At 70.7% G+C, this 25,448-nt stretch carries 30 protein-coding genes; 14 read left to right on the top strand and 16 right to left on the bottom strand.

Annotated features, from left to right (window positions below):
• Nucleotides 1-4 precede the first annotated feature (4 nt).
• The 10 genes from ACEZHJ_RS13760 (at nt 5) to ACEZHJ_RS13805 (ending at nt 7,806) form a co-directional block, all read left to right on the top strand.
• Nucleotides 5-805, top strand: a complete 801-nt coding sequence (locus ACEZHJ_RS13760) for an ABC transporter permease (protein ID WP_018716742.1) — start codon at nt 5-7, stop codon at nt 803-805.
• 19 nt (nt 806-824) lie between these two features.
• Nucleotides 825-1,634 carry a carbon-nitrogen hydrolase family protein gene (locus ACEZHJ_RS13765; RefSeq protein WP_259200605.1) on the top strand — a complete coding sequence of 270 codons (810 nt, stop codon included), beginning with the start codon at nt 825-827 and terminating at the stop codon, nt 1,632-1,634.
• Nucleotides 1,635-1,781: 147 nt separating this feature from the next.
• Nucleotides 1,782-3,164 carry a F0F1 ATP synthase subunit beta gene (gene atpD / locus ACEZHJ_RS13770; protein ID WP_374759149.1) on the top strand — a complete coding sequence of 461 codons (1,383 nt, stop codon included), beginning with the start codon at nt 1,782-1,784 and terminating at the stop codon, nt 3,162-3,164.
• Entirely contained in the window at nt 3,161-3,559 is a 399-nt protein-coding gene (locus ACEZHJ_RS13775) for a F0F1 ATP synthase subunit epsilon (protein WP_375036626.1), read from the top strand. The genes atpD and ACEZHJ_RS13775 overlap by 4 nt, the downstream gene beginning before the upstream one ends.
• Entirely contained in the window at nt 3,556-3,840 is a 285-nt protein-coding gene (locus ACEZHJ_RS13780) for an AtpZ/AtpI family protein (protein ID WP_245558732.1), read from the top strand. Before ACEZHJ_RS13775 ends, ACEZHJ_RS13780 begins: the two co-directional genes overlap by 4 nt.
• Complete coding sequence (locus ACEZHJ_RS13785) at nt 3,837-4,520, top strand: F0F1 ATP synthase subunit A (protein ID WP_018716747.1); 684 nt, start codon at nt 3,837-3,839, stop codon at nt 4,518-4,520. The genes ACEZHJ_RS13780 and ACEZHJ_RS13785 overlap by 4 nt, the downstream gene beginning before the upstream one ends.
• 3 nt (nt 4,521-4,523) lie before the next feature.
• Nucleotides 4,524-4,793: a hypothetical protein gene (locus ACEZHJ_RS13790; RefSeq protein ID WP_018716748.1), complete on the top strand. Its 270-nt coding sequence runs from the start codon at nt 4,524-4,526 to the stop codon at nt 4,791-4,793.
• A gap of 9 nt (nt 4,794-4,802) precedes the next feature.
• Nucleotides 4,803-5,531, top strand: a complete 729-nt coding sequence (locus ACEZHJ_RS13795) for a F0F1 ATP synthase subunit delta (RefSeq protein ID WP_018716749.1) — start codon at nt 4,803-4,805, stop codon at nt 5,529-5,531.
• Nucleotides 5,528-6,985, top strand: a complete 1,458-nt coding sequence (locus ACEZHJ_RS13800) for a F0F1 ATP synthase subunit alpha (protein ID WP_375036627.1) — start codon at nt 5,528-5,530, stop codon at nt 6,983-6,985. Before ACEZHJ_RS13795 ends, ACEZHJ_RS13800 begins: the two co-directional genes overlap by 4 nt.
• Nucleotides 6,982-7,806 (top strand): hypothetical protein, encoded by an 825-nt coding sequence (locus ACEZHJ_RS13805; protein WP_375036628.1) that lies wholly within the window; start codon nt 6,982-6,984, stop codon nt 7,804-7,806. Before ACEZHJ_RS13800 ends, ACEZHJ_RS13805 begins: the two co-directional genes overlap by 4 nt.
• Before the next feature lie 12 nt (nt 7,807-7,818).
• Here the strand turns inward: ACEZHJ_RS13805 and ACEZHJ_RS13810 are convergent, their stop codons facing one another.
• Entirely contained in the window at nt 7,819-9,255 is a 1,437-nt protein-coding gene (locus ACEZHJ_RS13810; RefSeq protein WP_163141966.1) for a PLP-dependent aminotransferase family protein, read from the bottom strand.
• Between the two features lie 265 nt (nt 9,256-9,520).
• Between ACEZHJ_RS13810 and ACEZHJ_RS13815 the strand changes: the two genes are divergently transcribed.
• The 3 genes from ACEZHJ_RS13815 to ACEZHJ_RS13825 all read left to right on the top strand — a co-directional run bounded on the left by ACEZHJ_RS13815 (nt 9,521) and on the right by ACEZHJ_RS13825 (nt 12,880).
• The gene (locus tag ACEZHJ_RS13815; protein ID WP_018716753.1) at nt 9,521-10,291 is read left to right on the top strand and encodes a bifunctional 2-polyprenyl-6-hydroxyphenol methylase/3-demethylubiquinol 3-O-methyltransferase UbiG; all 771 of its coding nucleotides are present in this window, start codon (nt 9,521-9,523) and stop codon (nt 10,289-10,291) included.
• A gap of 189 nt (nt 10,292-10,480) precedes the next feature.
• Nucleotides 10,481-11,680 (top strand): TraB/GumN family protein, encoded by a 1,200-nt coding sequence (locus ACEZHJ_RS13820; protein ID WP_018716754.1) that lies wholly within the window; start codon nt 10,481-10,483, stop codon nt 11,678-11,680.
• Between the two features lie 66 nt (nt 11,681-11,746).
• Nucleotides 11,747-12,880: an aminotransferase class V-fold PLP-dependent enzyme gene (locus ACEZHJ_RS13825; RefSeq protein ID WP_375036629.1), complete on the top strand. Its 1,134-nt coding sequence runs from the start codon at nt 11,747-11,749 to the stop codon at nt 12,878-12,880.
• A gap of 5 nt (nt 12,881-12,885) precedes the next feature.
• Here the strand turns inward: ACEZHJ_RS13825 and ACEZHJ_RS13830 are convergent, their stop codons facing one another.
• The 14 genes from ACEZHJ_RS13830 to ACEZHJ_RS13895 form a co-directional block, all read right to left on the bottom strand.
• The gene (locus tag ACEZHJ_RS13830; protein ID WP_259200558.1) at nt 12,886-13,668 is read right to left on the bottom strand and encodes a TatD family hydrolase; all 783 of its coding nucleotides are present in this window, start codon (nt 13,666-13,668) and stop codon (nt 12,886-12,888) included.
• A gap of 22 nt (nt 13,669-13,690) precedes the next feature.
• A complete protein-coding gene (locus ACEZHJ_RS13835) occupies nt 13,691-14,050 on the bottom strand; it encodes a PilZ domain-containing protein (RefSeq protein WP_018716757.1) in 360 nt (119 codons plus the stop codon).
• Nucleotides 14,037-15,041 carry a DNA polymerase III subunit delta' gene (holB, locus tag ACEZHJ_RS13840; protein WP_375036630.1) on the bottom strand — a complete coding sequence of 335 codons (1,005 nt, stop codon included), beginning with the start codon at nt 15,039-15,041 and terminating at the stop codon, nt 14,037-14,039. Before holB ends, ACEZHJ_RS13835 begins: the two co-directional genes overlap by 14 nt.
• Nucleotides 15,038-15,670 (bottom strand): dTMP kinase, encoded by a 633-nt coding sequence (gene tmk, locus ACEZHJ_RS13845; RefSeq protein ID WP_026320883.1) that lies wholly within the window; start codon nt 15,668-15,670, stop codon nt 15,038-15,040. Before tmk ends, holB begins: the two co-directional genes overlap by 4 nt.
• Nucleotide 15,671: 1 nt before the next feature.
• Nucleotides 15,672-16,688, bottom strand: a complete 1,017-nt coding sequence (mltG, locus tag ACEZHJ_RS13850; RefSeq protein ID WP_375036631.1) for an endolytic transglycosylase MltG — start codon at nt 16,686-16,688, stop codon at nt 15,672-15,674.
• Nucleotides 16,685-17,521: an aminodeoxychorismate lyase gene (gene pabC / locus ACEZHJ_RS13855; protein ID WP_375036632.1), complete on the bottom strand. Its 837-nt coding sequence runs from the start codon at nt 17,519-17,521 to the stop codon at nt 16,685-16,687. The genes mltG and pabC overlap by 4 nt, the downstream gene beginning before the upstream one ends.
• A 16-nt stretch (nt 17,522-17,537) precedes the next feature.
• Nucleotides 17,538-18,779, bottom strand: a complete 1,242-nt coding sequence (gene fabF / locus ACEZHJ_RS13860) for a beta-ketoacyl-ACP synthase II (RefSeq protein ID WP_259200549.1) — start codon at nt 18,777-18,779, stop codon at nt 17,538-17,540.
• 89 nt (nt 18,780-18,868) lie between these two features.
• The gene (gene acpP / locus ACEZHJ_RS13865) at nt 18,869-19,105 is read right to left on the bottom strand and encodes an acyl carrier protein (protein WP_018716763.1); all 237 of its coding nucleotides are present in this window, start codon (nt 19,103-19,105) and stop codon (nt 18,869-18,871) included.
• Nucleotides 19,106-19,236: 131 nt separating this feature from the next.
• Nucleotides 19,237-19,983, bottom strand: a complete 747-nt coding sequence (gene fabG, locus ACEZHJ_RS13870) for a 3-oxoacyl-ACP reductase FabG (RefSeq protein WP_259200547.1) — start codon at nt 19,981-19,983, stop codon at nt 19,237-19,239.
• An 11-nt stretch (nt 19,984-19,994) separates the two neighbouring features.
• The gene (fabD, locus tag ACEZHJ_RS13875) at nt 19,995-20,933 is read right to left on the bottom strand and encodes an ACP S-malonyltransferase (protein ID WP_163139138.1); all 939 of its coding nucleotides are present in this window, start codon (nt 20,931-20,933) and stop codon (nt 19,995-19,997) included.
• 26 nt (nt 20,934-20,959) lie between these two features.
• Nucleotides 20,960-21,940 (bottom strand): beta-ketoacyl-ACP synthase III, encoded by a 981-nt coding sequence (locus tag ACEZHJ_RS13880; protein WP_375036633.1) that lies wholly within the window; start codon nt 21,938-21,940, stop codon nt 20,960-20,962.
• Complete coding sequence (gene plsX, locus ACEZHJ_RS13885; protein ID WP_018716767.1) at nt 21,937-22,971, bottom strand: phosphate acyltransferase PlsX; 1,035 nt, start codon at nt 22,969-22,971, stop codon at nt 21,937-21,939. The genes ACEZHJ_RS13880 and plsX overlap by 4 nt, the downstream gene beginning before the upstream one ends.
• 88 nt (nt 22,972-23,059) lie before the next feature.
• Entirely contained in the window at nt 23,060-23,239 is a 180-nt protein-coding gene (gene rpmF / locus ACEZHJ_RS13890) for a 50S ribosomal protein L32 (protein WP_018716768.1), read from the bottom strand.
• A gap of 30 nt (nt 23,240-23,269) precedes the next feature.
• Complete coding sequence (locus ACEZHJ_RS13895) at nt 23,270-23,773, bottom strand: DUF177 domain-containing protein (protein ID WP_375036634.1); 504 nt, start codon at nt 23,771-23,773, stop codon at nt 23,270-23,272.
• 110 nt (nt 23,774-23,883) lie between these two features.
• Here ACEZHJ_RS13895 and ACEZHJ_RS13900 point away from each other — a divergent pair, with 110 nt between their 5' ends.
• On the top strand, nt 23,884-24,474 hold the full coding sequence (locus ACEZHJ_RS13900; RefSeq protein ID WP_018716770.1) for a nucleoside triphosphate pyrophosphatase: 591 nt from the start codon (nt 23,884-23,886) through the stop codon (nt 24,472-24,474).
• Between the two features lie 16 nt (nt 24,475-24,490).
• On the opposite strand, the gene ACEZHJ_RS13905 is transcribed toward ACEZHJ_RS13900, so the two are convergent.
• Complete coding sequence (locus ACEZHJ_RS13905; RefSeq protein ID WP_018716771.1) at nt 24,491-25,447, bottom strand: S49 family peptidase; 957 nt, start codon at nt 25,445-25,447, stop codon at nt 24,491-24,493.
• Nucleotide 25,448: the final 1 nt, after the last annotated feature.

Genomic DNA, 25,448 nt, shown 5'->3' on the forward strand with positions numbered 1-25,448 from the left:
TGCCATGACCCGCACCGTCCGCAATCTCTATTTCGCCGCGGTGGCCGTGTTCCTGGCCTCGCCCATCGTGGTGGTCCTCGGCGTCTCGCTGAACGCCAAGAAGCGTCTGTTCTTCCCGCCGGATGGGGTGTCGCTGCGCTGGTATGCCGACATGCTCACCGACGCCGCCTGGCGCGGGCCCATCGAGAACAGCCTGATCATCGCCACGGTGGCCGGCCTGGTCGCGACCTCCATCGCCCTGCCCCTGGCCTACGTGCTCTGGCGCCATCGCCTGCTCTACGCGAAGATCCTCTACGGTCTCGGCATCGCGCCGTTCATGCTGCCGCCGGTGATCACCGCGGTGGGCTTCATGGTCTTCTGGGCGGCGCTGGGCCACTACGGGCAGTTCGAGAATGTCGTGATCGCCCACGGGATCTTCCTGGTGACCCTGCCGCTGATGACGATCTCCCTCGGCCTGGAGGCGCTGGACCGGGAGATGCTGGAGGCCGCACGCACCATGGGCGCGGATGAGAAGACGACCTTCCTGACCGTGGTCCTGCCACTGGTCCGCCCTTACATCATATCGGGTTACGCGTTCACCTTCGTGCTCTCCATGAACGAGTACATCATCGCGTACATGGTTGCCGGCTTCACGGTCGAGACCCTCCCGATCAAGATCTTCAACGCCCTGCGCTACGGCTACTCGCCGGTGATGGCCGCGGTGGCGGTGATGTTCGTGATGATCGCCATCCTCGTGTTTGGACTGATCGGTCGCTTCGGGAACCTCCCGCGCCTGCTCGGGCGCTGGGAGCCGATGGACCGGTAATGGCCGCGGGAGCCGCCACATGAAGCTCGCGATACACCAGACCGCCGGCAACGCCGGCGACCCCGCGGCGAACATCGCCGATCTGGAGCGCACCGCGGCGCGCGCGGCGGCGGAGGGCGTCGCGCTGCTCGTGCTCCCGGAGATGTGGCTGAGCGGCTACAACATCGGCACCGACGCCTGGTCCCTGGCGGAACCGGCGGACGGCCCGTCCGCCGAGCGCATCGCGGCGATCGCCCGCGAGGCGGGGCTCGCCATCCTCTACGGCTACCCGGAGCGCTCCGCCGCCGGCGTGTACAACGCGGCCCAGCTCATCGACGCGACGGGCGGGCGCGTCGCCGGGATGCGCAAGGCACACCTGTTCGGTGACGGGGAGCGGCGATTGTTCCTGCCCGGCGACACTGGCCTGCCCGTTGTGGACTGCGCCGGGCTGCGCTTCGGCATCCTGATCTGCTATGACGTGGAATTCCCGGAGGCGGTGCGTCACGCCGCGATCCATGGCGCGGACGCCGTGCTCGTGCCCACCGCCCTATTCCATCCCTTCAGTTACGTCGCCACTCATGTAGTGCCCGTAAGGGCCTGGGAAAATGGCCTTTTCGTCGCCTACGCGAACCGCTGCGGTGCCGAGGACGGGGTGCGCTATACCGGTCGCAGCTCGATCTGCTCGCCGAACGGCGAGCCCATCGCCGCCGCCGGGGCGGATGAGGCGCTGCTCGTCGCCGAGGTCGATCCCGCCGCCTTCCGCCGGGACGACCCGGTCGGCAACACCTACCTGCAGGATCGCCGCCCGGAGCTCTATGCCGACCTGAGCGCCCCCGCCGCCCGCCGCTGAGTCCCCGTGACCGCCCCCGGTGGCCGCGCCAGTCCCCCCGACTCGACGTTGGATGACCAGCGTCAATAATCCAGTCAGCGGAGCGGACTAGATTGGCAGTGGGCATTGGAGCATTCCACAGGGAGGCCGCCATTGGCGACGTCGGGCATCGACGTGCAGGGACTGCCGCTTGCCGGCATCGTCTCGGAGGTACAGGGACCGGTGGTGGTCATCCGCTGTGAGCGGCTGCCGCCGCTGCGCCAGTCCCTGTGTACCGTGCTCGACGGCGAGCACTATGTCTTCGAGGTCCATCAGCATCTCGACCGGCATCATCTGCGTGCCGTAACGCTCCACACCACGCGTGGGCTGAGCCGCGGAATGCCGGTCTACGACCTCGGCACGCCGCTGCACGTGCCGGTCAGCCGCGGCTGCCTCGGCCGTGTGCTCAACGTCTTCGGCGAGCCGGTGGACGACGGCCCGCCGGTCGAGGCGGAGGAGTATCGCAACGTTCACGCACCGCCACCGCCGCTGGAGCAGTCCTACGGCACGAGCACGGTGCTGGAGACGGGCATCAAGGTCATCGATCTGCTCTGCCCCTTCGCCCGGGGCGGCAAGACCGGCCTGTTCGGCGGCGCCGGTGTGGGCAAGACGGTACTCATCATGGAATTCATGCACGCGGTGACGGCGCTGCACCGGGGCGTGTCCGTGTTCGGGGGCGTGGGCGAGCGCCTGCGCGAGGGTCACGAGATCTGGCACGAGCTGGACCGCACCGGTGTGCTGCCGGACGCCACCCTGGTGTTCGGCCAGATGGACGAATCCCCCGGTGTGCGTTTCCGCGTCGGTCTCACCGCGCTGACGTACGCGGAGTACCTGCGAGACACGCTGCACACCGAGGTCCTGCTGCTGCTCGACAACGTCTTCCGCTTCGTGCAGGCGGGCAGCGAGGTCTCCAGCCTGCTCGGGCGCATGCCCGCGACGGTGGGCTACCAGCCGACCCTGGGCACGGAGGTGGCGGAGCTGGAGGACCGCATCAGCTCCACCGCCGCCGGCGCGGTGACCTCGGTACAGGCGGTCTACGTCCCCGCCGACGACATGACCGACCCGGCGGTCTCGACCATCCTCAGCCACCTGGACACGACCGTGATCCTCTCCCGGTCGCAGGCCGGCCAGGGCATCTATCCCGCGGTGGATCCGCTGGCTTCCGGCAGCAAGCTCATGGACCGCCATGTGCTCGGCGACCGCCACTACGCCGTCGCCGAGGGGGTGCGGGAGCACCTGGCCCGCTACCACGAGCTGGAGGACATCATCAGCATGGTCGGCCTGGAGGAGCTCTCCGCCGCCGACCGCCAGGTGGTGCTGCGCGCGCGCAAGCTCCAGCGCTACCTCAGCCAGCCGTTCCACGTCACCGCCGGGCATTCGGGCATGGCCGGGGTGTCGGTGCCGCTGACTGACACCCTCGCCGACTGCGACGCCTTTCTGGCCGGCCGTTTCGACGACGTTCCGGAGGACCAGTGCTATATGCGCGCGAGCATGAACCGGACGACGCAGTGAACACCTTCGAGATGGCGCTGCGCTCGCCCATCGCGGAGGAGACGGTCACCGGGGTGAGCGATTTCATCGGTGAGGACGCCACCGGTAGCTTCGGCCTGCGCGCCCGCCACGAGGCGTTCATGACCGTGCTCGTGTTCGGCCTCGCGCGCTTTCGCGTCGGCGAGGGGCCGTGGGAATACCTGGCGCTGCCCGGCGCCCTGCTCCACTTCAGCGACAACCGGCTGTGGCTGACGACCCGGCGTTATCAGCGCGACACGGACTACGAGCGCATCACCGCGACGCTGTCGAGCACCCTGGTCGCCGAGGAGGAGCGGATGCAGGCGGGCCGGGAAAGCCTGCGGCGCCTGGAGGAGGCGATGCTGCGCCGGCTCTGGGAGATGGGGCGCGGGCGATGAGGATGAACGACACCGAGCGGCTCAAGCGCGAGGTCCGGCGCCAGGCGGCGCGGATGCGCCGCGCCGAGCGCGACCGTCCCACGCTGATGGCGCAGACCGTCTACCTCACCACCCTGGGGCTGCTGCTGGTCATCCCCGTGGTGGCGGGGGCGTATCTGGGCCTGTGGCTGGACGGTCGTGACCCGGGCTACTCGGTGTACTGGACGCCGGTCTGCCTGGTCGGCGGCGTCGTGCTGGGGGCCAGCAATGTCTATCTGTTCATACGGGGGCGGGACCGGTGAACGGCGGCGGACTGCTCGACGGCGGCGGCGTGGCCCTTGGTCCGGTCACGCTCAGCGACACGGTGCTCTACACGTGGCTGATCATGGCCGTGCTGGCGCTCGCCTGCCGACTGCTCACCCGCCGCCTGGGCGACGACCCGGGCATGGTCCAGGCGGCGCTTGAGGGCATCGTCGAGGCCATCGAGGGCGCCGTGGCGCAGGTCATGCCGGATCATCCGGAACGGGTGGTGCCGCTGGTGGGGACCCTGTGGGTGTTCCTGGTGGTGGCCAACCTGCTCGGTATCGTGCCGGGGCTGCACTCGCCCACCGGTGATCTATCCGCCACCGCCGCGCTCGCGTTCGTGGTGTTCGTCTCGGTGCACGTCTTCGGTGTGCGCTACCAGGGCCTGCGCGGCTATCTCCGGCACTACCTCTCGCCGAGCCCGATCCTGCTGCCGTTCAACGTCATCGGCGAGATCACGCGCACGGTGGCACTTGCGGTGCGGCTGTTCGGCAACATCATGAGCCTGGAGCTCACGGCACTGCTGGTGCTCGTGGTGGCCGGATTCCTCGCGCCGGTGCCGATCCTGATGCTGCACGTCATCGAGGCCCTGGTGCAGGCCTACATCTTCGGCATGCTCGCGCTGGTGTACATCGCCGGCGGCATCGCCTCCCAGCGACTCACCCAGCAAGGAGAGTGACCGATGTCCGATCTCAGCGTCCTGATCATCGCCTCCACCGCCGTGGCGCTGATCGCCATCGCCCTGGGTGTGATGCTGCCCGCCTGGGCCATGGGCAAGGCGATCAGCAAGGCCCTGGACGCCCTCGCCCGCCAGCCCGAGTCCGAGCGCGCGATCACCCGCACGCTGTTCATCGGCCTGGCGATGATCGAGTCCCTGGCCATCTACGTGCTGGTGGTGGTGCTCATCGTGCTCTTCCGCAACCCCCTGCTCGGCTACCTTCTCGGGCAGTAGGAGCCGGTCATGGAACTGAGCTGGACCACGTTCGCGCTGGAGGTCGTCAACTTCCTGATCCTCGTGTGGATCCTGCAGCGCTTCCTCTACCGGCCGGTGCAGGCCGCCATTGCACGCCGGCGCGAGGGTGTGCGCGCTGCGCTCGAGGCGGCGCGCTCCGAGCGGGAGGCGGCCGAGACCCTGCGGCAGGACTACGAGGCCCGCCAGGCGGAATGGGCCGCCGAGCGGGAGCGCGCACGGGCGGCGCTGGACGAGGAGATCGCCGCGGAGCGGCGCCGGGCCATGACGGCCCTGGAGGACGAACTCGACGCCGAGCGCCGCAAGGTTGCCGCGCTCGCCGAGCGGGGGGTGGAACGCGAGGCCGAGCGTCACGAGGCGGAGGTCCGTTCCCTTGCCGCCGGGCTCGCCGCACGGCTGCTGGAGCGTGCCGCCTCCCCCGCGCTGGAGCGCAGTCTCATCGACATGGCCGTCGAGGACCTGGCCGGCCTGGACGAGGCGCAGCTCGCGCGCATGCGCGAGGCCGAGGGGCCCATGGAGGTGGTGAGTGCCTACACACTGGCGGCGACGGACCGCGATGCCCTGCGTGAGGCGGTGGAAGCGCGGCTGGGTGCCGGCCGCGAGTGGCGTTTCAGCGAGGATCCGGCGCTGATCGCGGGTGTGCGCCTGCGTGTCGGTGCCTGGGTGCTCAAGGCCGATGTCGCCGACGAGCTGGCGTTCTTCGCCGGGGAGACCGCATGAGCCGGGGCGCGACCACCGCCGGGCGTCTTGCCGGCTACCGCCCCGGTCTGCGGGTGCGCGAACAGGGCACGGTGATCTCCGTGGGCGACGGCATCGCCTGGGTGGACGGCCTGCCCTCGGCGGGCATGGACGACGTGCTGCGTTTCGAGGACGGCAGCCGCGGGCTCGTCTTCGAGCTCACCGAGGGACGGCTCGGTGCCATCCTGCTGGAGGAGACGGACCGGCTGGAGGCGGGCACCCGCGCCATGCCCCTGCGCGGCGGTCTCGCCATCGGCGCGGGGGACGCCCTGCTCGGCCGCGTGGTCGACCCGCTGGGGCGCCCCCTGGACGGTGATCCGCCGCCGCAGGCGCGCGCCCGCCGCCCCCTGGAGGCGCCGTCACCGCCGATCACCGCCCGCGCGTTCGTCGACCGGCCGCTTTACACCGGCACGCGGATCATCGACACGCTGGTGCCTGTGGGCCGTGGCCAGCGCCAGCTGCTCATCGGTGACGAGGGCACCGGCCGCTCCGCCATCGCCATGGACGCGGTGATCAACCAGCGCGACCAGGGCGTGCTCTGCGTGTACTGCCTGATCGGGCAGAAGCGTTCCACCACCCTGTCCACGGTGGAGACCCTGCGCCAGAACGGCGCGCTGGCGCATACGGTGGTGCTGGTGGCCGAGGCGGTAAGCCTGCCGGGCATGAAATACCTCGCCCCGTTCGCCGCCTGCGCCCTGGCCGAGGAGTGGATGTACCGCGGCCACGATACCCTGGTCGTCTACGACGACCTGTCCACCCACGCCCGCGCCTACCGCGAGCTCTCGCTGCTGCTGCGCCGCCCGCCGGGGCGCGAGGCCTATCCCGGCGATATCTTCTACCTTCACGCCCGGTTGCTGGAACGCTCCACCGCCCTGGCGCCGTCGGAGGGCGGCGGCTCGATGACCACCCTGCCGGTGGTGGAGACCCAGCAGGGCGAGATCGCCGCGTACATCCCCACCAACCTGATCTCCATCACCGATGGCCAGGTGTATCTCGACCGCGACCTCTTCGCCGGGGGGTTCCGCCCGGCGATCGACGTCGCCCGCTCGGTCTCGCGCATCGGCGGCCAGGCCCAGCACCCGGCGGTGCGCGCGGCGGCCGCCCACCTGCGGCTGGACTACCTCCAGTTCCTGGAGATGGAGGTGTTCACCCGCTTTGGTGCCCGTCTGGAGGCGAGCATGGAGCGGCGCCTTGAACGCGGGCGGCTGCTGCGGGAGCTGTTGAAGCAGGACCGGCTGGCGCCGGTGCCGGTGGTGTTCGACCTCGCCTGGATGATCGCCTACCAGGCGGGGCTGCTCGATGACCTGGGTCCGGAACAGGCGGCGGCCCGGCTGAATGACCTGCTCCTGCACGTGGGTGCCAGCGGGTTGACCCTGGATTCGCCGCGGGACGCCTGGCTGGAGGCCCTGCGTGGCTGGCTCGGGGGCGGGCCGTGAGTGGCCGGGCCCGGGTGGAGGCCCGGATCGCGACGCTTGGCGAGCTCGGCGAGATACTCGGGAGCATGAAGACCCTCGCGGCCGTCGAGGCACGTACGCTGGCCAGGCTTCAGACCCATCAGGCCGGTGTGAGTGCGGTCATCGACACGGCTTCCCGGGCCTTCTGGCAGCACTATGGCGGGGTGCTCCTGCCGGATGCCGGCACGCCGGTAACCCTGGCCGTGGGCAGCGAGCGCGGATTCGTGGGGGACTTCAACCGCCGGGTCGCGGCGGCGGTCCCCGCGGGCGCGCCCTGCCTGACCGTGGGCTGGCGCCTGCCCGGCCGGCTGCCGGCGGGTGTGCCGATGGTCGGGACGCTGGATGGGCCGGTGGTCGCCGACGAGGTGGAGCCCGTGCTCACGGCCACGCTGGCGGCGTTTGCACGGTTCATCGAGGGCCTCGGGCCACCGCGGATCACCGCCGTCTATCAGGTCCCCGGCGGCGTCGGAGTCCGCCAGCGGCAGATCTTTCCGCCGTCCCCAGAGCCGCCGGCGGTGCACGGTGCCGGCAATCCGCCGTTGCTCAACCTCTCCCCCGGGGACTTCCTGCGTGAGCTGCTGGACTACCACCTCACGGCCGCACTCCGGGACGTCGTCCTGTCCTCGCTCACCGCGGAGAACGAGCAGAGAACCCAGCACCTCGACGCCGCCGTGCGCCGGCTCGACGAACGCCGTGCGGCACTCAGGCGGCGCGGCCAGGCGCTGCGCCAGGAGGAGATCACCGAGGAGATCGAGGTGATCCTGCTCGGTGAGACGGCACTGGCGCCCCTGCACCGCGAGTGACGGCTCGGCGGCTCAGCTGATCCCCTCCCGGTGCAGCTCGCGGGCGATGGTGCCGAGCCGGGCGACGGCGTCCGCCACCGTGTCTGTCCACGGGTGCGCGCAGTTCAGGCGCAGGCAGTCGCGGTAGCGTCCGCTCGAGGAGAAGATCGGGCCCGCGGCGATGCTGATCCCCACCGCCCGGGCACGCTGCTGGAGGATGACGGCGTCGGTGCTCCGCGGCAGCTGCACCCAGATCACGAATCCGCCGCGCGGGCGCGTCACCCGTGTGCCTTCCGGGAAGTGGCGGCCGATCGCGTCCACGAAGCGCCGCACCTGGCGTTCGTAGCGCCGGCGGGCGCGTCGGAGGTGCCGCTCGTAGCCGCCCTGCTCCAGGTAGTCCGCTACCGCGAGGGTGGTGACCGTGGGGCTCGCCTGGCTGCCGGCGTACTTGAGATACATTACCCGGTCGCGGTAGCGCCCCGGTGCCACCCAGCCCACCCTGAGCCCCGCGCCCAGGGTCTTGGAGAAGGAGCTGCAGTAGAGGACGTCGCCGTCCTCGTCGTAGGCCTTGGCGGCCCACGGACGCACGCTGTTGAAGGCGAGCTCGCCGTAGACGTCGTCCTCGATCAGCGGCACGCCATGCTCGCGCAGAAGCGCCACCAGCGCGGCCTTGCGCGCCGGCGGGGCCAGGTGGCCCAGCGGGTTGCCGAAGCTCGGCATCATCACGCAGGCGCGGATCGGCCAGGTCCTGAGGGCGTGGGCGAGCGCGTCCGGGATCATGCCGTCGGCGGGGTCCGTGGCGATCTCCAGTGCACGCATGCCCAGGGACTCGATTGCCTGGAGGATGCCGTAGAAGGTCGGCGACTCGATGGCCACCACCTCCCCCGGGTTTGCCACCGCCCGCAGGCTCAGCACCAGCGCCTCCTGGCAACCGGAGGTCACGACCAGCTCGTCCGGGCCGGTGCTGCAGCCGGCATCGGCCATGCGCCGGGCGACCTGCACGCGCAGCTCCGAGCTGCCCGGCGGGAAGTCGTAGCCGGCGATGCGCCGGCGTGCGCGCCGGCGTACCCGCGCAAAGGATCGGTCCAGTGCCGCCCCGGGCAGAAACCCGGCATCCGGTACCGCGGCGCCCAGGGACATCAGGTCCGGATCGTGATGGGCCTGTACGAGCTCGAGAACCCGCTCCTGGCCGGAGACCAGGGACGGCCCCGGTGTCTCCTCGGCACTGACCTCCGGTGGCGCCGTGGCGTGGCGTGCACGGCCGCGCACGTAGAAGCCCGAGCGGGGCCGCGCCTCCAGGATCTCGCGCTGCTCCAGCAGCTCGCAGGCGGCCACCGCCGTGGCGACACTGACGCCGTACTGGCGGCGGAGCTTGCGCACGCCGGGCAGGCGCTCGCCCGGGGCGTAGGTGCCCTGTTCGATCTGTGTCTGTATTCCTGCCGCGACGCGTTCGTAGAGGTAATCACTCATCGCGGCCCATGATAGGCCAAACTGTACCGGTCAGCATTGCCCGCAACTGAATCTGTGTCTGCCGCCAGCCTTTCCCTAAGGTAAGCAGCGGTCGTGGTCGGGCCCCACCGGGACCTCCCCGGTGTCGCGGGGCCCGCCGCTCCCATCGCTGACCACCCGTGCCCGGCACGGGCGACGGCACAGCCGTCTACCGATGGGTGAGCGGGCCCGGCCGTCGATTGCGGCCGGGTCATCTGTGACCACGCAATTTCATGAGGAACGACCGATGTCAGCCGTTCTGAATTCCGACAAGGGCAACGAGTACCATCAGTACACCCCGACCTTCGCCGACTACTGGGACGACCTGGTCGGCTGGGAATCCCGCCTCGAGCGCGAGGGCCACTTCTACAACCGTCTGATCGGGTCCCAGGGCGCGAAGGACGTCCTCGACATCGCCTCGGGCACGGGCGTGAACGCCGTCTCGTTGGCCCGCGCGGGCTTCAACGTCACCGCCGTGGACGGCTCCGAGAACATGATCGCGAAGACGCGGGAGAACGCGAAGAAGTATGGCGTTTCCTTCGTCGATTCGAAGGCCGTGGACTGGCTGTCGCTCGACAAGGTCCTGGGCACGGAGCGCTATGACGCCGTCGTCTGCCTCGGCAACTCCTTCACCCACCTGTTCGACCACGAGCAGCGGCGTGATGCCCTGCAGGCGATCCTCGCCGTGCTCCGTCCGGGCGGGATGCTGGTGATGGACCAGCGCAACTACGACACCATGCTCGACGAAGGCTACAGCTCGAAGCACGAGTTCTGCTATACGGGTGCGGGCGTGGATGTCGGCCCGGCCGAGCTCAACCGCCGGCTCGCGAAGTTCGAGTACCGTTTTCCGGACGGCGCGACGTTCCAGCTGAACATGTACCCGCTGCGCCAGGATTACCTGACGCACCTCCTCGAGGATGCGGGCTTCATCAACGTGGAGCGTTTCGGCGACCTGCAGCGGCCCTACGATCGCCGCAACGTGGACTTCGTCCAGCAGGTGGCCTTCCGCCCGCGCTAAAACACGCCCACCGCGGCCGGGGCCCGTCAACGCCCGGCCGCCCACGGGTCGGTTGCGCGGCGGCGAACGTCGCCGTCGCGCGACATCCCCCTCGCACGGCCCTGAACCCCATTCGACACCTTTGCGGCAGCGCGTAGGCTTCGGCGATAATGCGCCCTTTACTGGCCGCCATCGGATCACCCCCTCCCCATGTCAGAGACCCCCGCGGATCACCTGGTGCGAACGGTCGAGGTCGGCGCGACCACCTTCACGTTGCTGGGCACCGCCCATGTCTCCCCGGAGAGCGTGGCCGACGTGCGCCGCGAGATCGATACGGGGCGCTACGACGCCGTCGCTGTCGAGCTTTGCGAGAGCCGTCACAACGCCCTCATGAATCCCCGCGCGCTTGAGGAGATGGATCTCTTCCATGTCATCCGGACCGGCAAGGCCGGAATGGTGGCGGCGAGCCTGGCGCTGGGCGCCTATCAGCAGCGGCTCGCGGAGCAGTTCCAGATCCGCCCGGGTGCCGAGATGGAGGCGGCGATCCAGCGCGCCCGCGACGGCGGGCTGCCGCTGTATCTCGTGGACCGCGAGATCGGTGTCACCCTCAAGCGCATCTACCGGCGCACGCCCTGGTGGCAGCGGCTGATGCTGGTCTCGGGGCTGTTCGCGAGCCTGTTCTCCCGCGAGCGCATCGACGCGGAGGAGATCGAGCGGCTCAAGGAGGGGGATATCCTGGAATCCACCTTCTCGGAGTTCGCCGACCGCTCCCGGGTGCTCTACGACACCCTGATCCACGAACGGGACCGCTTCATGGCGGCGCGCCTGCTGAGCGAGGCGGCGGAGCACCGGCCGCGCCACGTGCTCGCCGTCGTCGGCGCGGGGCACCTCGCCGGCCTGGAGGCGGCGCTGCGCGAGGGGATCGCGGAACCCGAGGCGGAGGTCCAGCGGCTGAGCTACACGCCGCCGCGGGCGCGCTGGGTCCGCGCGATTCCGTGGCTGGTGGTGGCCCTGGTGCTCACCGGCTTCATCATCGGTTTCAACCGCAGCACCTCGCTGGGCATCGAGCTGGTGCTCGAATGGGTGCTGATCAACGGTGCGCTCTCGGCGCTGGGCGCGGCCGTGGCCCTCGCCCATCCGCTCACCGTGATCACCGCCTTCGTGGCCGCACCGTTGACCTCGCTGAACCCCACGGTCGGGGCCGGGATGGTCACCGCGGCGGCGGAGATGGCCCTGCGCAAGCCCCAGGTGCGCGATTTCCGTGCCCTGCGCCGCGATGTCACCCGCCTGCGCGGGTGGTGGCGTAACCGGGTCGCGCGTACGCTGCTGATCTTCCTGCTGAGCACCCTGGGCTCCGCGGTGGGGACCTACCTCGCCGGATTCCGTATCGCCGGCAAGCTCTTCGGCTGACCTGCCGCCGTCGCGGGCACGCGACGGCGGTGACACACACGGCCTGAGGGCGATCAGGAGATAGCCATGCACGACGAATTCCCCCAGGACGAGTCGCTCATCTACCTCAACCACGCCGGCGTGAGTCCGTGGCCGAAGCGCACGGCGGATGCCGTGGCCGCCTTCGCCGGAGTGAACGCCCGCCGCGGCGCGGCGGACTACCCCGCGTGGCTCCGCACGGAGGCCCGGCTCCGCGAGCAGCTCGCCTGGCTTGTGGGGGCGGAGGGCAGCGACGACATTACCCTGGTGGCGAACACCTCCGAGGGCCTGTCCATGGTGGCCCACGGCCTGCGCTGGCGTGCCGGCGACAACGTGGTGATCAACGACCAGGAGTTCCCCTCCAACCGGATGGTCTGGGAGTCGCTGGCGGAGCGCCACGGGGTGGAGATCCGCGAGGTGACGCTGACCGGGGCGGAGGATCCCGAGGGCGCGCTCATCGACGCCATGGACGAGTACACCCGGGTCCTGCCGGTGAGCGCGGTGCAGTACGGCAGCGGCCTGCGCATCGACCTGGAGCGCCTCGGCAGTGCCTGTTCCGAGGCGGGCGCACTCTTCTGTGTGGACGCGATCCAGCAGCTGGGCGCCCTGCCCTTCGACGCCACCGCCGTCGGGGCGGACTTCGTGGTCGCCGACGGCCACAAGTGGATGATGGGCCCGGAGGGGCTGGGCGTGCTCTACACCACGCCGGCGGCGCGGGAGGCGCTGGAGCTGAACCGCTTCGGCTGGCACATGGCGGAGGCGCTGGGGGACTTCGACCGCCGTGACTGGGCGCCGGCGGCCTCCGGCCGGCGCTTCGAGGCGGGCAGCCCGAACATGCTCGGCATCCACGCCCTGTCCGCGAGCCTGTCACTCATCGAGGACGAGGGTATCCAGGCCATCGGCGATTCGGTGATGACCAACGCCCGAACGCTGCTGGAACGCATCGCCGATGAGCCCGCGCTGAGTGCGGTCACGCCGGTGGCGCCCGAGCGGCACGCCGGCATCGTTACCTTCCGCGTGGCCGGGGTGGTGAACCCCGGGGACCTGCTCGGGCGTCTGCGCGGCGCCGGCATCCCCTGCGCGGCGCGTGCCGGCGGCATCCGCTTCTCGCCGCACTTCTACAACACCGGCGAGCAGCTCCACGCCGCGGTGGACCGCGTTCTCGCCCTCGCGGGCGGCTGACGGGCTCAGGCGCTGGCGCGGGCCGGGCGGGTCTGCGGGAAGAGCCGGTAGAAGTTCTCGCTGGTCACCGCCGCCACCTCCTCGACGGACTCCCCGCGTACCTCTGCGAGGCACTCGGCGACGTGGCGGACGTAGGCGGGCTGGTTTTCGCGGCCGCGGTGCGGTACCGGGGCGAGATACGGGCAGTCGGTCTCGATGAGCAGCCGGTCCCCGGGGATGTGCGCCGCGGTCCCACGCAGTGCGTCGGCGTTGCGGAAGGTCACGATCCCGGACAGCGAGATGTGGAAGCCCTCGTCGAGCATGGCCCGGGCGGTGGGCCAGTCCTCGGTGAAGCAGTGGATGATGCCGCCGACCTCGCGGGCGCCCTCCTCGCGCAGGATCGCGAGCGTGTCCTGCGGTGCGGCCCGGGTATGCACGATCACCGGCTTGCCGATGAGCCGTGCCGCGCGCACGTGCCGGCGGAAGCGCTCGCGCTGCCACTCCGGCCGGTCCTCGTTGTACGCGTAGTCGAGCCCGGTCTCGCCAACGGCGACGATGAGCGGGTGGTCGGCCAGCGCCGCCAGGGTCTCCTCGTCCGGGTCCTCGCCGGTGCCGCTGGGATGCACGCCGATGGAGGTGGAGATCTCGGTGTGGCGCTCGGCCAGCGCGATCAGCGCGTCACGGCTCTCCACGTCGATGGCGACGTTGAGGAAGTGCTCCACGCCCTCGTCGAGCGCGGCGGCCAGGGCACGGTCGGTGTCGGCGTTGTCTTCGAGCAGGTGGAAGTGGCAGTGGGAGTCGACGAACAAGGGCGTCCTCGCGGTCGTGAGTCTACATGGTATGGGTGGGACGCTCGGATTCCAGCGTGCCGGCGAGATAGGTCTCGATCTTGTTGCGCGCGGGGCCGCCGTCCTTCTCGGTGAACTGCACGCCGATGCCCGCGGTGCGGTTGCCCTGGGCGCCCTGGGGGGTGATCCACACGACCCGTCCCACCACCGGGATCTTCTCGCTCTCCTCCATCAGGGTGAGCAGGATGAAGACCTCGTCGCCGATCTCGTAGCGCTTGGTGGTGGGCACGAACAGTCCGCCGTTGCGGATGAAGCCCATGTAGGCGGCATACAGCGCGTTCTTGTCGCGAATGGACAGCGACAGGATCCCCTGGCGCCCTCCGCCCCGGTTACTCTGGGTCATGGTACCCCCACTGACGGTCCCGCGCGTGCGCGCTCCATTCGGCGAACAGCGCCTCCGCCATCAGCTGGCCGTGCAGCGGCTGTTCGGCGGCGGCGCGATACTGCGACAGGCGCCGGTAGAACGCCTGTACGGCCTCACAGTCTACCGTTGCCGCCAGTCGCGACAACCCCTCGACGTCCGGTCCGCGGCCCGCCCCGGACGCGCCCCGGCGCGCGATCTCGCCGACCGCCATCTGCATGAGCTCGACGAAGCCGGCCCGGTCGCCCCCCTGCCAGTGGGCCGCAGCGGCGGTGGGCGTGGTCTCCCCGGCGGCGACGGCGGCGAGCTGGCGCACCACGGTGTCGTAGGCGTCACCGCCCTCGGCGTCGGCCAGCGCCATGGCGCGCAGCGGCGCGCCCCCGGCAAGGCCGAGCAGGCGCCCGGCCTGTGGGGCGTGTTGGCCGAGCCACTCCGCGCCGGCCTCCGGAGACGGTACCGGCACGGCGATCTGGTGGCAGCGGCTGCGGATCGTCGCCGGCAGCGCCGCCGGGCGCTCGCTGACGAGCACGAGCACCGCCCGTGCCGGCGGCTCCTCGAGGGTCTTGAGCAGGGCGTTGGCGGCCTGCGGGTTCATGGCGTCGGCGTCGGGCAGGACCGCGACACGGAAGTCGCCGTACTGGCTGGACAGGGTCACGAATTCGCTGACGGCCCGTATCTGGTCCACCCGCAGCCGGCTGCGCCCCTTCTCCACCGTGGCGATGAACAGGTCCGGGTGGGCGCCGGCGAGACGCATGCGGCAGCCGTGGCACGCGTCGCAGGCCTCGTCGTCCGCCGTGGGGTTGACACACAGCAGCCGGGCCCCAAGGCGGTGCGCCAGTGCCGTCTTTCCCACCCCCCGGGGGCCGTGGACGAGCACGGCATGGGGCATGGTGCCGGCGGCGATGCGACCGGTAAGCCGCTGCCACGCCGCCTGGTGCCAGGGCATGCCCCGGGATTCGGCGGCCCCGCTCATTCGGACTCCCCGAAGGCCACGGCCAGCGCGGCGCGGATGCGCCGCTGGACGGTGTCGGTGTCGGCGGAGGCGTCGATCAGCCGCATCCGTTCCGGGTGCTCGGCGCAGCGGCGCCGGTAGACGGCGCGGGCGCGCTCGAAGAAGGTCCCGCCCTCGCTCTCGAATCGGTCCGGGGCACTGCGCGCGGAGGCGCGCTCACGGCCCTGCTCCACGGGTAGGTCCAGGTAGAGGGTGAGATCCGGGCGCAGCCCCTGCTGCACCCAGCGCTCCAGCTCGGCGATGCGTGCCTCGCCGAGGCCGCGCCCGCCGCCTTGGTAGGCGTAGCTCGCGTCGGTAAAGCGGTCGGAGACCACCCACTGGCCCTCGGCCAGCGCCGGGCGGATGACCCGGGCGACGTGCTCGGCGCGGGCGGCGAAGACCAGCAGCGCCTCGGTCTCGGCGGTCATGCCGTGGTAGTCGTGGTTCAGGAGCAGGCCGCGGACGGCTTCGCCCACCGGTGTACCGCCGGGCTCGCGGGTCATCACCGGCTCCAGTCCGCGCTCGATGAGCCAGTCGCGCACGGTGTCCATGGCGGTGGTCTTGCCCGCGCCCTCGAGCCCCTCGATGGTGATGAAGCGCCCCGCGGTCATGTCACTGTCCCCCATTGAGCTGATAGCGGCGTACCGCGCGGTTGTGGGCCTCGAGGGTCGAGGAGAACACGTGCCCGCCCTTGCCGTCGGCCACGAAGTACAGCGCGTCGCCGTCGGCGGGATGGACAGCCGCATGGAGGCTGTCCCGCCCCGGTAGCGCGATGGGCGTCGGCGGCAGGCCCGCGCGGGTATAGGTGTTGTAGGGATTGTCCCGGCGCAGGTCGGCGCGGGTGAGATTGCCGTCGAAGCCCTCGCCCAGGCCGTAGATGACGGTGGGATCGGTCTGCAGTCGCATTCCGCGACGCAGCCGGCGCGCGAACACGCCGGCAATGCGGGCGCGCTCGCCGGCCACACCGGTCTCCTTTTCGATGATCGACGCCAGGATGAGCGCGTCATCGGGGTTTTCCAGCGGGAGATCGTCCGCACGGCCCTCCCAGGCGTCCGCCAGGGCGCTGTTCATGGCGCGGTAGGCGCGCTGGAGGAAATCGCGGTCGCTGGTGCCCCTTGGGAAATGGTATGTCTCCGGCAGGAACCGGCCCTCCGCCTTCTGGTCGGGATGGCCGAGGGCGGCCATCACGGCCTGCGGATCGTCGAGCGCAAGGGTGTGTTCGAGGGCGTCGTGATTGGCGACGGCGTCGAAGAGCTGGCGTGCGGTCCAGCCCTCGACGATGGTCAGCTCGTGCTGGATTACGTCGCCGGTGACCATCGCCCGAAGCAGGCCGGTCGCACTGGTGCCGGGGGCGATGCGGTACTCCCCCGCCTTGATCCGCGCGGCATCGCCGGTGTAGCGGCCGTACAGCCGCAGCGGCCAGGCGGCCTTCAGGCGCTCCTCACGGACGAGCCGCCGGGCGATGCCCGCCAGCGTGTCGCCCCGCGCCACCGTGATCTGTGCCGGCTCGGACCCGGCCGCGACGAGGGGCCGGCTCATGGTGGTCTCGTAGGTCTGCCACGCCCAGGCCGCGGTTGCGGCGGCGGCGAACACGGCGGCCATGCAGAGAGCGGTCAGCCATCGCTTCATGGCGAATGCCATCCCTTCGGGGTGATGATCGCCCCGGCGGCGGCGAGTGCATCGATGCAGGCCCGCGCACCGGCGGCCTCCGGCCAGGCCTGTCGCTCCAGGCGCGCCACCGGCCAGACGCCGACGAGGCTGTTGCTCAGCCACAGCTCGTCCGCCCGGGCGAGCCCGTCCCATGTCAGCCGCCGCACCCGGGGGTGCAGGCCGAGGCGGGGCGCCAGCGCGATGATCCGCCGCCGCATGACCCCGGCGATGCCGCAGTCGGCGACCGGTGGTGTGCACAGGATGTCGTCGAAGCGGGCGAACACATTGCTCATGGTACCGGCCACAACGTTACCACGGGTGTCGGCCATGAGCCCCTCGGCGATCCCGGGGTCGTCCCATTCCCGCCGGGCGAGAACCTGCTCCAGGCGGTTGAGGTGCTTGATGCCCGCGAGCGCGGGCTGTACGGCGAGTGCTGTCACGCAGCGGTGAACGGTGATGCCCTCCCGCCACCAGTGCACCGGGCGTTCGGGTACGCCGCCCCGGTGGGCGAGCACGCGGGGCCCGGCATCCGTGGGCGGGGTGTAGCCGCGCCCGCCGCTGCCGCGGGTGACGATAAGCTTGATGACGCCGTCGCCCTGCCCTGCCAGTGCCGCGACCTCGGCGTCGACCCGTTCCAGCGGCGCGGCGAAGCCGAGGCGGGTACAGCCGCGTGCGAGCCGTGCCCGGTGGTCCGGCCACAGTGCGGGTCGGCCGTCGACGACGGCCACCGTCTCGAAGACCCCGTCGCCGTAAGCCAGCCCGCGGTCGTCCGCCGGGGGGGCGGCGCCGGGTCGACCGTCGACGCGCCACATCGCCGCTGCCGCCGGATCAGTCGATCCGGCGGAAGATCACGGTGCCGTTGGTGCCGCCGAAGCCAAAGGAATTGGACAGCACGCCGCGGACGTCGCGCTCGCGGGCGCCACCGCTGACGATATCGATGCCCAGGTCTTCCTCCGGGTCGTCCAGGTTGATGGTGGGCGGGATCACGCCGTCGCGCAGCGTGAGCACGCTGAACACCGCCTCCACGCCGCCCGCGGCGCCGAGGAGATGGCCGGTCATGGACTTGGTGGAGGTGACCGCCACCTTCGGGGTGTGCTCGCCGAACGTGCCGCGCATCGCGATCGCCTCGGCGCGGTCGCCCAGCGGCGTCGAGGTGCCGTGGGCGTTGACGTAATCGATCTCGTCCGGGTTCATGCCCGCGTCCCGCAGGGCGTTGGTCATGCAGCGCCGTGCGCCCTCGCCGTCCGCCGGCGGCTGGGTCATGTGATGGGCGTCACCGCTCATACCGAAGCCGGCGACCTCGGCGTAGATACGCGCACCGCGGGCCACCGCGTGCTCGTAGTCCTCGAGCACCAGCACACCTGCACCGTCACCGAGCACGAAGCCGTCACGGCCGCGGTCCCACGGGCGGCTCGCCCCCTGCGGGTCGTCGTTGCGCGTCGACAGTGCCTTCGCCGCGGCGAAGCCGCCGAGCCCGGTGGGCGTGGTGGCGAACTCGGCGCCACCGGCGATCATCACGTCGGCGTCGCCGTAGGCGATGATGCGCGCGGCCTGACCGATGTTGTGGGTCCCCGTGGTGCAGGCGGTCACGGTGGCCACGTTGGGGCCCTTGAGACCGAGCAGCACGGAGAGGTTGCCCGAGATCATGTTGATGATGGCGCTCGGGATGAAGAACGGCGAGATCTTGCGCGGACCGCCGCCGAGGTAGGCCTCATGGCCCTTCTCGATGGCACTGATGCCGCCGATGCCGGAGCCGACGGACACGCCCACGCGTTCCGCGTTGGACTCGTTGATCTCCAGGCCGGAATCCCGGACCGCGTCGACGGAAGCGGCGATGCCGTAGTGGATGAAGGGGTCCATCTTGCGGGCCTCCTTCCGCGAGAGGTAGTCGGAGACCTCGAAGTCCCGCACCTCACCGCCGAAGCGCACCGAGAACGCGGATGCGTCGAAGCCCTCGACCGGACCGATCCCGGAACGACCCGCGAGCACGTTCTCCCAGGCCCCTTCCAGGGTGTTGCCGACCGGGGAGATGATCCCCAGCCCGGTAACCACTACGCGGCGTCTGCTCACGCCCCACCTCCGTAAATGCCAACCACCCGAAACAGCACAGGGCCGGCGACGACCGGCCCTGTGTCAGCGTATCGATCCGACGGGGACCGTTACTCGAGGTTGGCGTTGATGTAATCGACCGCCTGCTGGACGGTGGTGATCTTCTCGGCTTCCTCGTCGGGGATCTCGCACTCGAACTCTTCCTCAAGGGCCATCACGAGCTCGACGGTGTCGAGGGAGTCTGCGCCGAGATCGTCGACGAAGGAGGCCTCGGAATTCACCTCTTCCTCCTTCACCCCCAGTTGCTCCACGACGATCTTCTTAACGCGCTCTTCGATACTGCTCATCTTGATCCTTCCTCCGGAGTGTAGAAAGTTCCGACCCGCCTACGCGGCCCCCAGCGTCAGACCCCGGGCCGAATCCGGCCGTATTTTAGGTGAACCGTCCCGGGCATGCCAGCGACTCGCGTACGACCGGTTCAGGCCATGTACAGGCCGCCGTTGACGTTGAGCGTCTCACCGGTGACGAAACCCGCCGCCGGCGAGGCGAGATAGCACACCGCCGCCGCGATGTCCTCCGCCCGGCCCAGCCGGGCCAGGGGTGTCTGGCCGACAAGGGCCTCGCGTTGCGCCTCGTTGAGCTCGTCGGTCATGTCCGTCTCGATAAAGCCCGGGGCGACGGCGTTCACGGTGATGCCGCGGGTGCCGACCTCGCGTGCCAGCGAGCGGGTCATGCCCATGACCCCGGCCTTCGCCGCAGCATAGTTCGTCTGACCGCTGTTGCCCATCAGGCCGACCACCGAGGCGATGTTGATGATGCGTCCGCGCCGCGCCTTCATCATGCCCCGTAGCACCGCCTTGCTCATGCGGTACACCGAGCTCAGGTCCGTGTCGATGATGTCGTCCCACTCATCGTCCTTCATGCGCATGAGCAGGTTGTCGCGGGTGATACCCGCGTTGTTCACCAGCACCGTCGGGGCGCCGTAGGCCTCGGTCACGGCAGCCACCGCCGCACTCACGCTGTCGGCGTCGGTCACGTTGAGGGTGACGCCGAAGCCTTCGATACCGGCCTCTTCGAGGTGGGCGGTGATGCGTTCCGCGCCCGCCCCGGAGGTCGCGGTGCCGACCACCCGGGCGCCGGCCTGGCCGAGCCCGGTCGCGATCGCGCGCCCGATGCCGCGGCTCGCGCCGGTGACGAGTGCCGTTTCATTTTCGAGTGAGAACATCACGTTGCGCCTTATTCCTGAAGTGCCTTTTCAAGCGTGTCCGGGTCGAACACCGGCAGCGCCGGCATGCGGCGCTCGATACGGCGGTTCAGCCCGGCGAGAACCTTGCCCGGCCCGGCCTCGACCAGGCGGGTGACGCCCCGTGCCTGCATGGTGCGGATCGTGTCGACCCAGCGGACCGGGCTGTGGAGCTGGGCGACGAGTCGCTCGCGGATCGCCCCGGCGTCCGCCGCCGGCTCGGCGTCGACGTTGTGGATCACCGGCACGGTGGGCTCGCCGATGGTGACCGAGGCGAGCCGTTCCTCCAGGCGTTCCGCGGCCGGGCGCATCAGCGCGCAGTGGGACGGCACGCTCACCGGCAGGGCCACCGCCTTCTTGGCGCCCGCCTTCCGGGCGGCCTCGATGGCCCGGTCCACGGCGGACCGGTCCCCGGCGATCACCACCTGTCCGGGGGCGTTGTAGTTCACCGCCTCGACGATCTCGCCCTGGGCGGCCGACTCACAGGCTGCGCGCACGGCGTCGTCGTCCAGGCCCAGGATCGCGGCCATGGCGCCCTGCCCCTCCGGCACGGCGCTCTGCATGAACCGGCCGCGATCGTGAACGACCGCGACCGCGTCGGCGAACTCCATGGCCCCGGCACACACCAGCGCGGTGTACTCGCCGAGGCTGTGCCCCGCCATGATCCCCGGAGCGGCGCCGCCGCGTGCCTGCCAGACGCGCCATACGGCGACGCCGGCGGCGAGCAGCGCGGGCTGGGTGATTTCGGTACGGTTGAGGCTGTCCTCCGGGCCGTTGACGGCGATGTCCCAGAGGTCGGTGTCGAGGATCGCGCCGGCTTCCTCGAAGGTCTCACGTACCGCCGGATAGGTCCCGGCGAGCGCATCGAGCATGCCCACCGACTGCGAACCCTGGCCGGGGAAGACGAATCCGAGGGTGTTGTCTGTCGTCATGATCGTCTGTGCTCCACTCGTGCGCGTCAGAAGCGGACCAGTGCCGAGCCCCAGGTGAAGCCGGCGCCGAAGGCCTCGAGCAGCAGAAGCTGCCCCGGCTGTATGCGCCCGTCGCGGACGGCGACGTCCAGCGCGAGGGGGATGGACGCCGCGGAGGTGTTGCCGTGGCGGTCCACGGTCACCACCACGCGGTCCATGGGCAGCTCCAGCTTGCGTGCCGTCGCCGCCATGATCCGGATGTTTGCCTGATGGGGGACGAGCCAGTCGATGTCGCCGCGCTCCAGGCCGTTGGCGGCGAGGGTCTCCTCCACCACGGCGCCCAGGGTGCGCACGGCGATCTTGAAGACCTCGTTGCCGCGCATGGTGACCTTGCCGGAGGCCGGGTCGGTCATGAGGGCCTCGACGCCCTTGGAGACGCCCCAGGGCACGTTGAGCAGCGGTTCCTGGCGGCCGTCGGAGTGCAGGTGCGTCGACAGCACCCCGGGGGTCTCGTCCGCTTCCAGGACGACCGCGCCGGCACCGTCGCCGAACAGCACGCAGGTCCCGCGATCCTCCCAGTTGAGGATGCGCGAGAAGGTCTCCGCGCCGATGACCAGGGCGCGCCGGGCGCCGCCGGTGCGGATGAAACGGTCGGCCGCATCGAGGGCGTAGATGAACCCCGAGCAGGCGGCGGCAATATCGAAGGCGATGGCGCCGCCCGGGATGCCCAGCCGGTGCTGGATGAGGCAGGCGGTGCTGGGGAAGACCTGGTCCGGCGTGGACGTCGCGAGGATGAGCAGGTCGATGTCGCCGGGGCCGACGCCAGCGGCCTCCATCGCGGCCTCGGCGGCACGCGTGGCGATATCGCCGCAGGTCTCACCGTCGGCAACGACGTGCCGCTGGGCGATGCCGGTGCGTTCGCGGATCCAGCGGTCCGAGGTCTCGACAAGACGTTCCAGCTCTTCGTTGGTGACCACCCGCTCGGGCAGGTGGCTCCCCGTCCCCCGGATCCTGGCGTATACGCTCACGACGTCTGCAATCCTCTCGTCAGGGTCTCGCCGAGGCGCTGGTCGATGAGCGTCGGCACGGCGTTACGCGCCTCCAGGACGCCCACGTCGATGGCGTGCTCGAAGGCGACGGCATCCGCGCCACCGTGACTCTTGACCACCACGCCGCGCAAGCCGAGGAGGCTCGCGCCGTTGTAGCGCCGGGTGTCCAGCCGCCGGCGCAGCGAGCGCAGCACCGGCATCGCGACCAGGCCGGCGAGCCGAGTGAGCAGGTTACGGCAGAATTCCTCGCGCATGTAGTGCGAGATCATGCCGGCGACACCCTCGCTGGTCTTGAGCGCGACGTTGCCGGTGAAGCCGTCGCAGACCACCACGTCCGCGGCCCCACGGAACATCGAGTCGCCCTCGACGTAGCCGACGTAGTGCAGGCTGCTGTCCTGCAGGAGCTGGCCGGCCTGCTTGACCTCGTCGTTGCCCTTGATCTCCTCCTCGCCCAGGTTGAGGAGCCCGACCCGTGGGGCCTCCAGTCCGCCTACGGTCTCGGCGAGCACCGAGCCCATGACGGCGAACTGGAAGAGGTGTTCGGCGGTGCAGTCCACGTTGGCACCGAGGTCGAGCATCTGGAAGGCGCCACCCTCGCAGGGGATGGTGGTGCAGATCGCCGGCCGGTCGATACCCGGCAGGGTCTTGAGCACGTAGCGGGCGGTTGCCATCAGTGCGCCGGTGTTGCCCGCGCTCACGCAGGCGTCGGCCTCGCCGGACTTCACGAGGTCGACGGCGACCCGCATGGACGAGTCCTTTTTCGCGCGCAGTGCCTGTGAGGGCAGCTCGTCCATGCCGACGAGCTGACTGGCGTGGTGCACGCGCAGCTGCCCGCCCTCGTCCGCGCCGTGGCGGGACAGCGCGTCGCGCAGGGCATCCTCCTGGCCCACGAGGATCAGGCTGACCGTATCCCCGTGGCGGCGGCAGGCGGCGAGTGCCGCCGGTACGACCACGTCCGGACCGTGGTCGCCGCCCATGGCATCGACCGCGATGGTTTGACGCCGTGTCATGCTGCTCTCTCGAACTGCCTCGGGCGCAACGCGAACGGCCGCCGCGCCCGGTCCGGGCGGGGCGGCCGCGCGGCCGGGGGCCGCTCGTTCAGTCTTCCTGGCCCTTGGCGACCTTGCGGCCGCGATAGTAGCCGTCGGCCGAGATGTGGTGGCGGCGGTGGGTCTCGCCGGTGGTCTGCTCGGTGGACAGCGTGGGCTTGCCCAGCGCGTCGTGGGACCGGCGCATGCCGCGCTTGGACGGGGTCTTGCGGTTCTGTTGGACTGCCATGGAGGCTACTCCTGTATCGGATCCAGCGACTCAGTGATCGTCCCGCCGCTTGAGCTCGGCGAGGACGGCAAACGGATTCTCGCGCTCGGGCTCCGGTTCGCCCGGCGGGCCGAAGTGCTGCTTTGAGTCCGCGCAGCCACTGTCGGCGTCGTGTAGCGCCACTACCGGCAGCTCGAGGATCAGCTCGTCCTCGAGCAGCGCGAATACGTCGAGGCGCTCGTCCAGCGCGACGACCGCCTCGTCATGACCCTCGGTGTCGGCCTCGGTGGCGACCACCACCACGCGGAAGTCCGCGTGCACCGGCACGGTCACCGTGCCGAGGCAGCGCTGACACTGCAGTGCCAGCCCGGCATCGACCTGCCCTTCAGCGATGACGAGCCCGCCGGGCTCACGGCTCACGCGGATGTCGGCGCTGGCCGTGCCGGTCGACTCGACGAGGCTCCCTGCCAGCCGTTCCCGGCCTGCCAGAGGCATGCTGCCGGTGAGACTCGCGCCGTCGTCGCCGAGCCGGCGGAGGTCGACAAACTGCGGCAAGGTTTCCTCGTGCATAAGGCAGCGCATATTATCCACGGCACGGGACGGTGTCAAAACGCTGTCAGACGACCATCAACCCCCGCCAGCGCGCGGGCGCAGGAGGTGACGACGTGACGGAACCCCGGCGGCTCGTTCTCGGCTCCGGCTCGCCCTACCGTGCGGCGCTCCTCGAGCGCCTGGGTCTCTCCTTCGAGCAGAGGAGCCCCGAGATCGATGAAGTCCGGCACGGCGACGAGTCCCCGTCCGCACTGGTTGTACGCCTGGCGGCGGAGAAGGCCCGTGCGGCGGGCGCCGGCCTGGATGACGCACTGGTCATCGGCTGCGATCAGGTGGCCTGTCTCGACGACGGTCACGTCCTTGGCAAGCCTGGGGATCGCGCCGGCGCGATCGCGCAGCTGCGGGCGGGCAGCGGCCGCCGGGTGGGTTTCCTGGTCGGTCTCGCCCTGCTCGACACCCGCACCGGGGCGCTCGCCGAGCGCCTGGAGACCGTCGACGTCGTCTTCCGCGATCTCTCCGCCGCCGAAATCGAACGCTACGTCGACCGGGACCGGCCCTGGGACTGTGCGGGGGCGTTCCGCGCCGAGGGCCTCGGGATCGCGCTGTTCGAGGCGATCGAGGGCCGGGACCCGAACACCCTCGTCGGCCTGCCCCTGATCGCCCTCGCAGAACTGCTGCGCGAGGCGGGGGTACCCCTGCCCTGACCCGGCACGGAACCGTCTAGCGCACGGCACCGGTGAACGGCCCGCCGAACCGCTGGGCGAGACGCACCGCGGTCACGCCCAGGCGGTTCATGACCCGCTCCAGGAAGCCGCCCCGCGGGGTGTAGTCCACCGTGCGGGCCACGCCGACGACGTCCCGTGCGACCTCGTCCGGGGTGGCCAGTGCGTCCGCCAGGCCCAGGTCCACCGCGCGGGCACCGGTCCAGACCAGCCCGGAGAAGATGTCGTCGCGGTCGCTGGCGAGCCGGTCGCCCCGGCCCTGCTTTACCGCGTCGATGAACTGCTGGTGGATCTCCTCGAGCATCGACTGCACATGCTCCTCCACCGCCGGGTTTGTCTCGCTGAACGGATCGAGCATCGCCTTGTTGCGTCCGGCCGTGTAGAGCCGGCGCTCGATGCCGAGCTTCTCCATGGCCCCGGTGTAGCCGAATCCGCCCATGATCACGCCGATGGAGCCGACCAGCGATGCGGGGTCGGCGTAGATGCGGTCAGCCGCGGCGGCGACGTAGTACGCCCCGGACGCCGCGATGTCGCCGGTGACGGCGTACAGGGGTTTGTCCGGATGGGCGGCACGGAGCCGCTGGATCGCGGCGTAGATCCGGCGTGCCTGCACCGGGCTGCCGCCGGGGCTGTTGATGCGGAGCATGACCGCCCGCGCCCCGGAGGCGGAGAAGGCCTCCTCCAGGCCGTTGATGACGCGGTCGGCGCTGGCCGGGGTGTCGGCCGCGATGGTGCCGTCCAGGTCGACCACGGCCGTATGCGGCGCCGTGCCGGGCATCTGGGCTTCGCCCTGCAGCGACGGCAGGGTGAGCAGGAGGATCGCCACCAGGTAGGCCAGCAGCAGGAATTTGAACAGCAAGCCCCAGCGGCGCGCCCGCCGGCGCTCGCGGATGCCCTCCAGGGCGATGTCGCGCAGGGTCGCCTGCGCCCAGTCGTCGCGCTCGTCCGTGGCCATC

This window comes from Arhodomonas sp. KWT2 (assembly GCF_041949875.1).
GTDB lineage: Bacteria > Pseudomonadota > Gammaproteobacteria > Nitrococcales > Nitrococcaceae > Arhodomonas > Arhodomonas aquaeolei.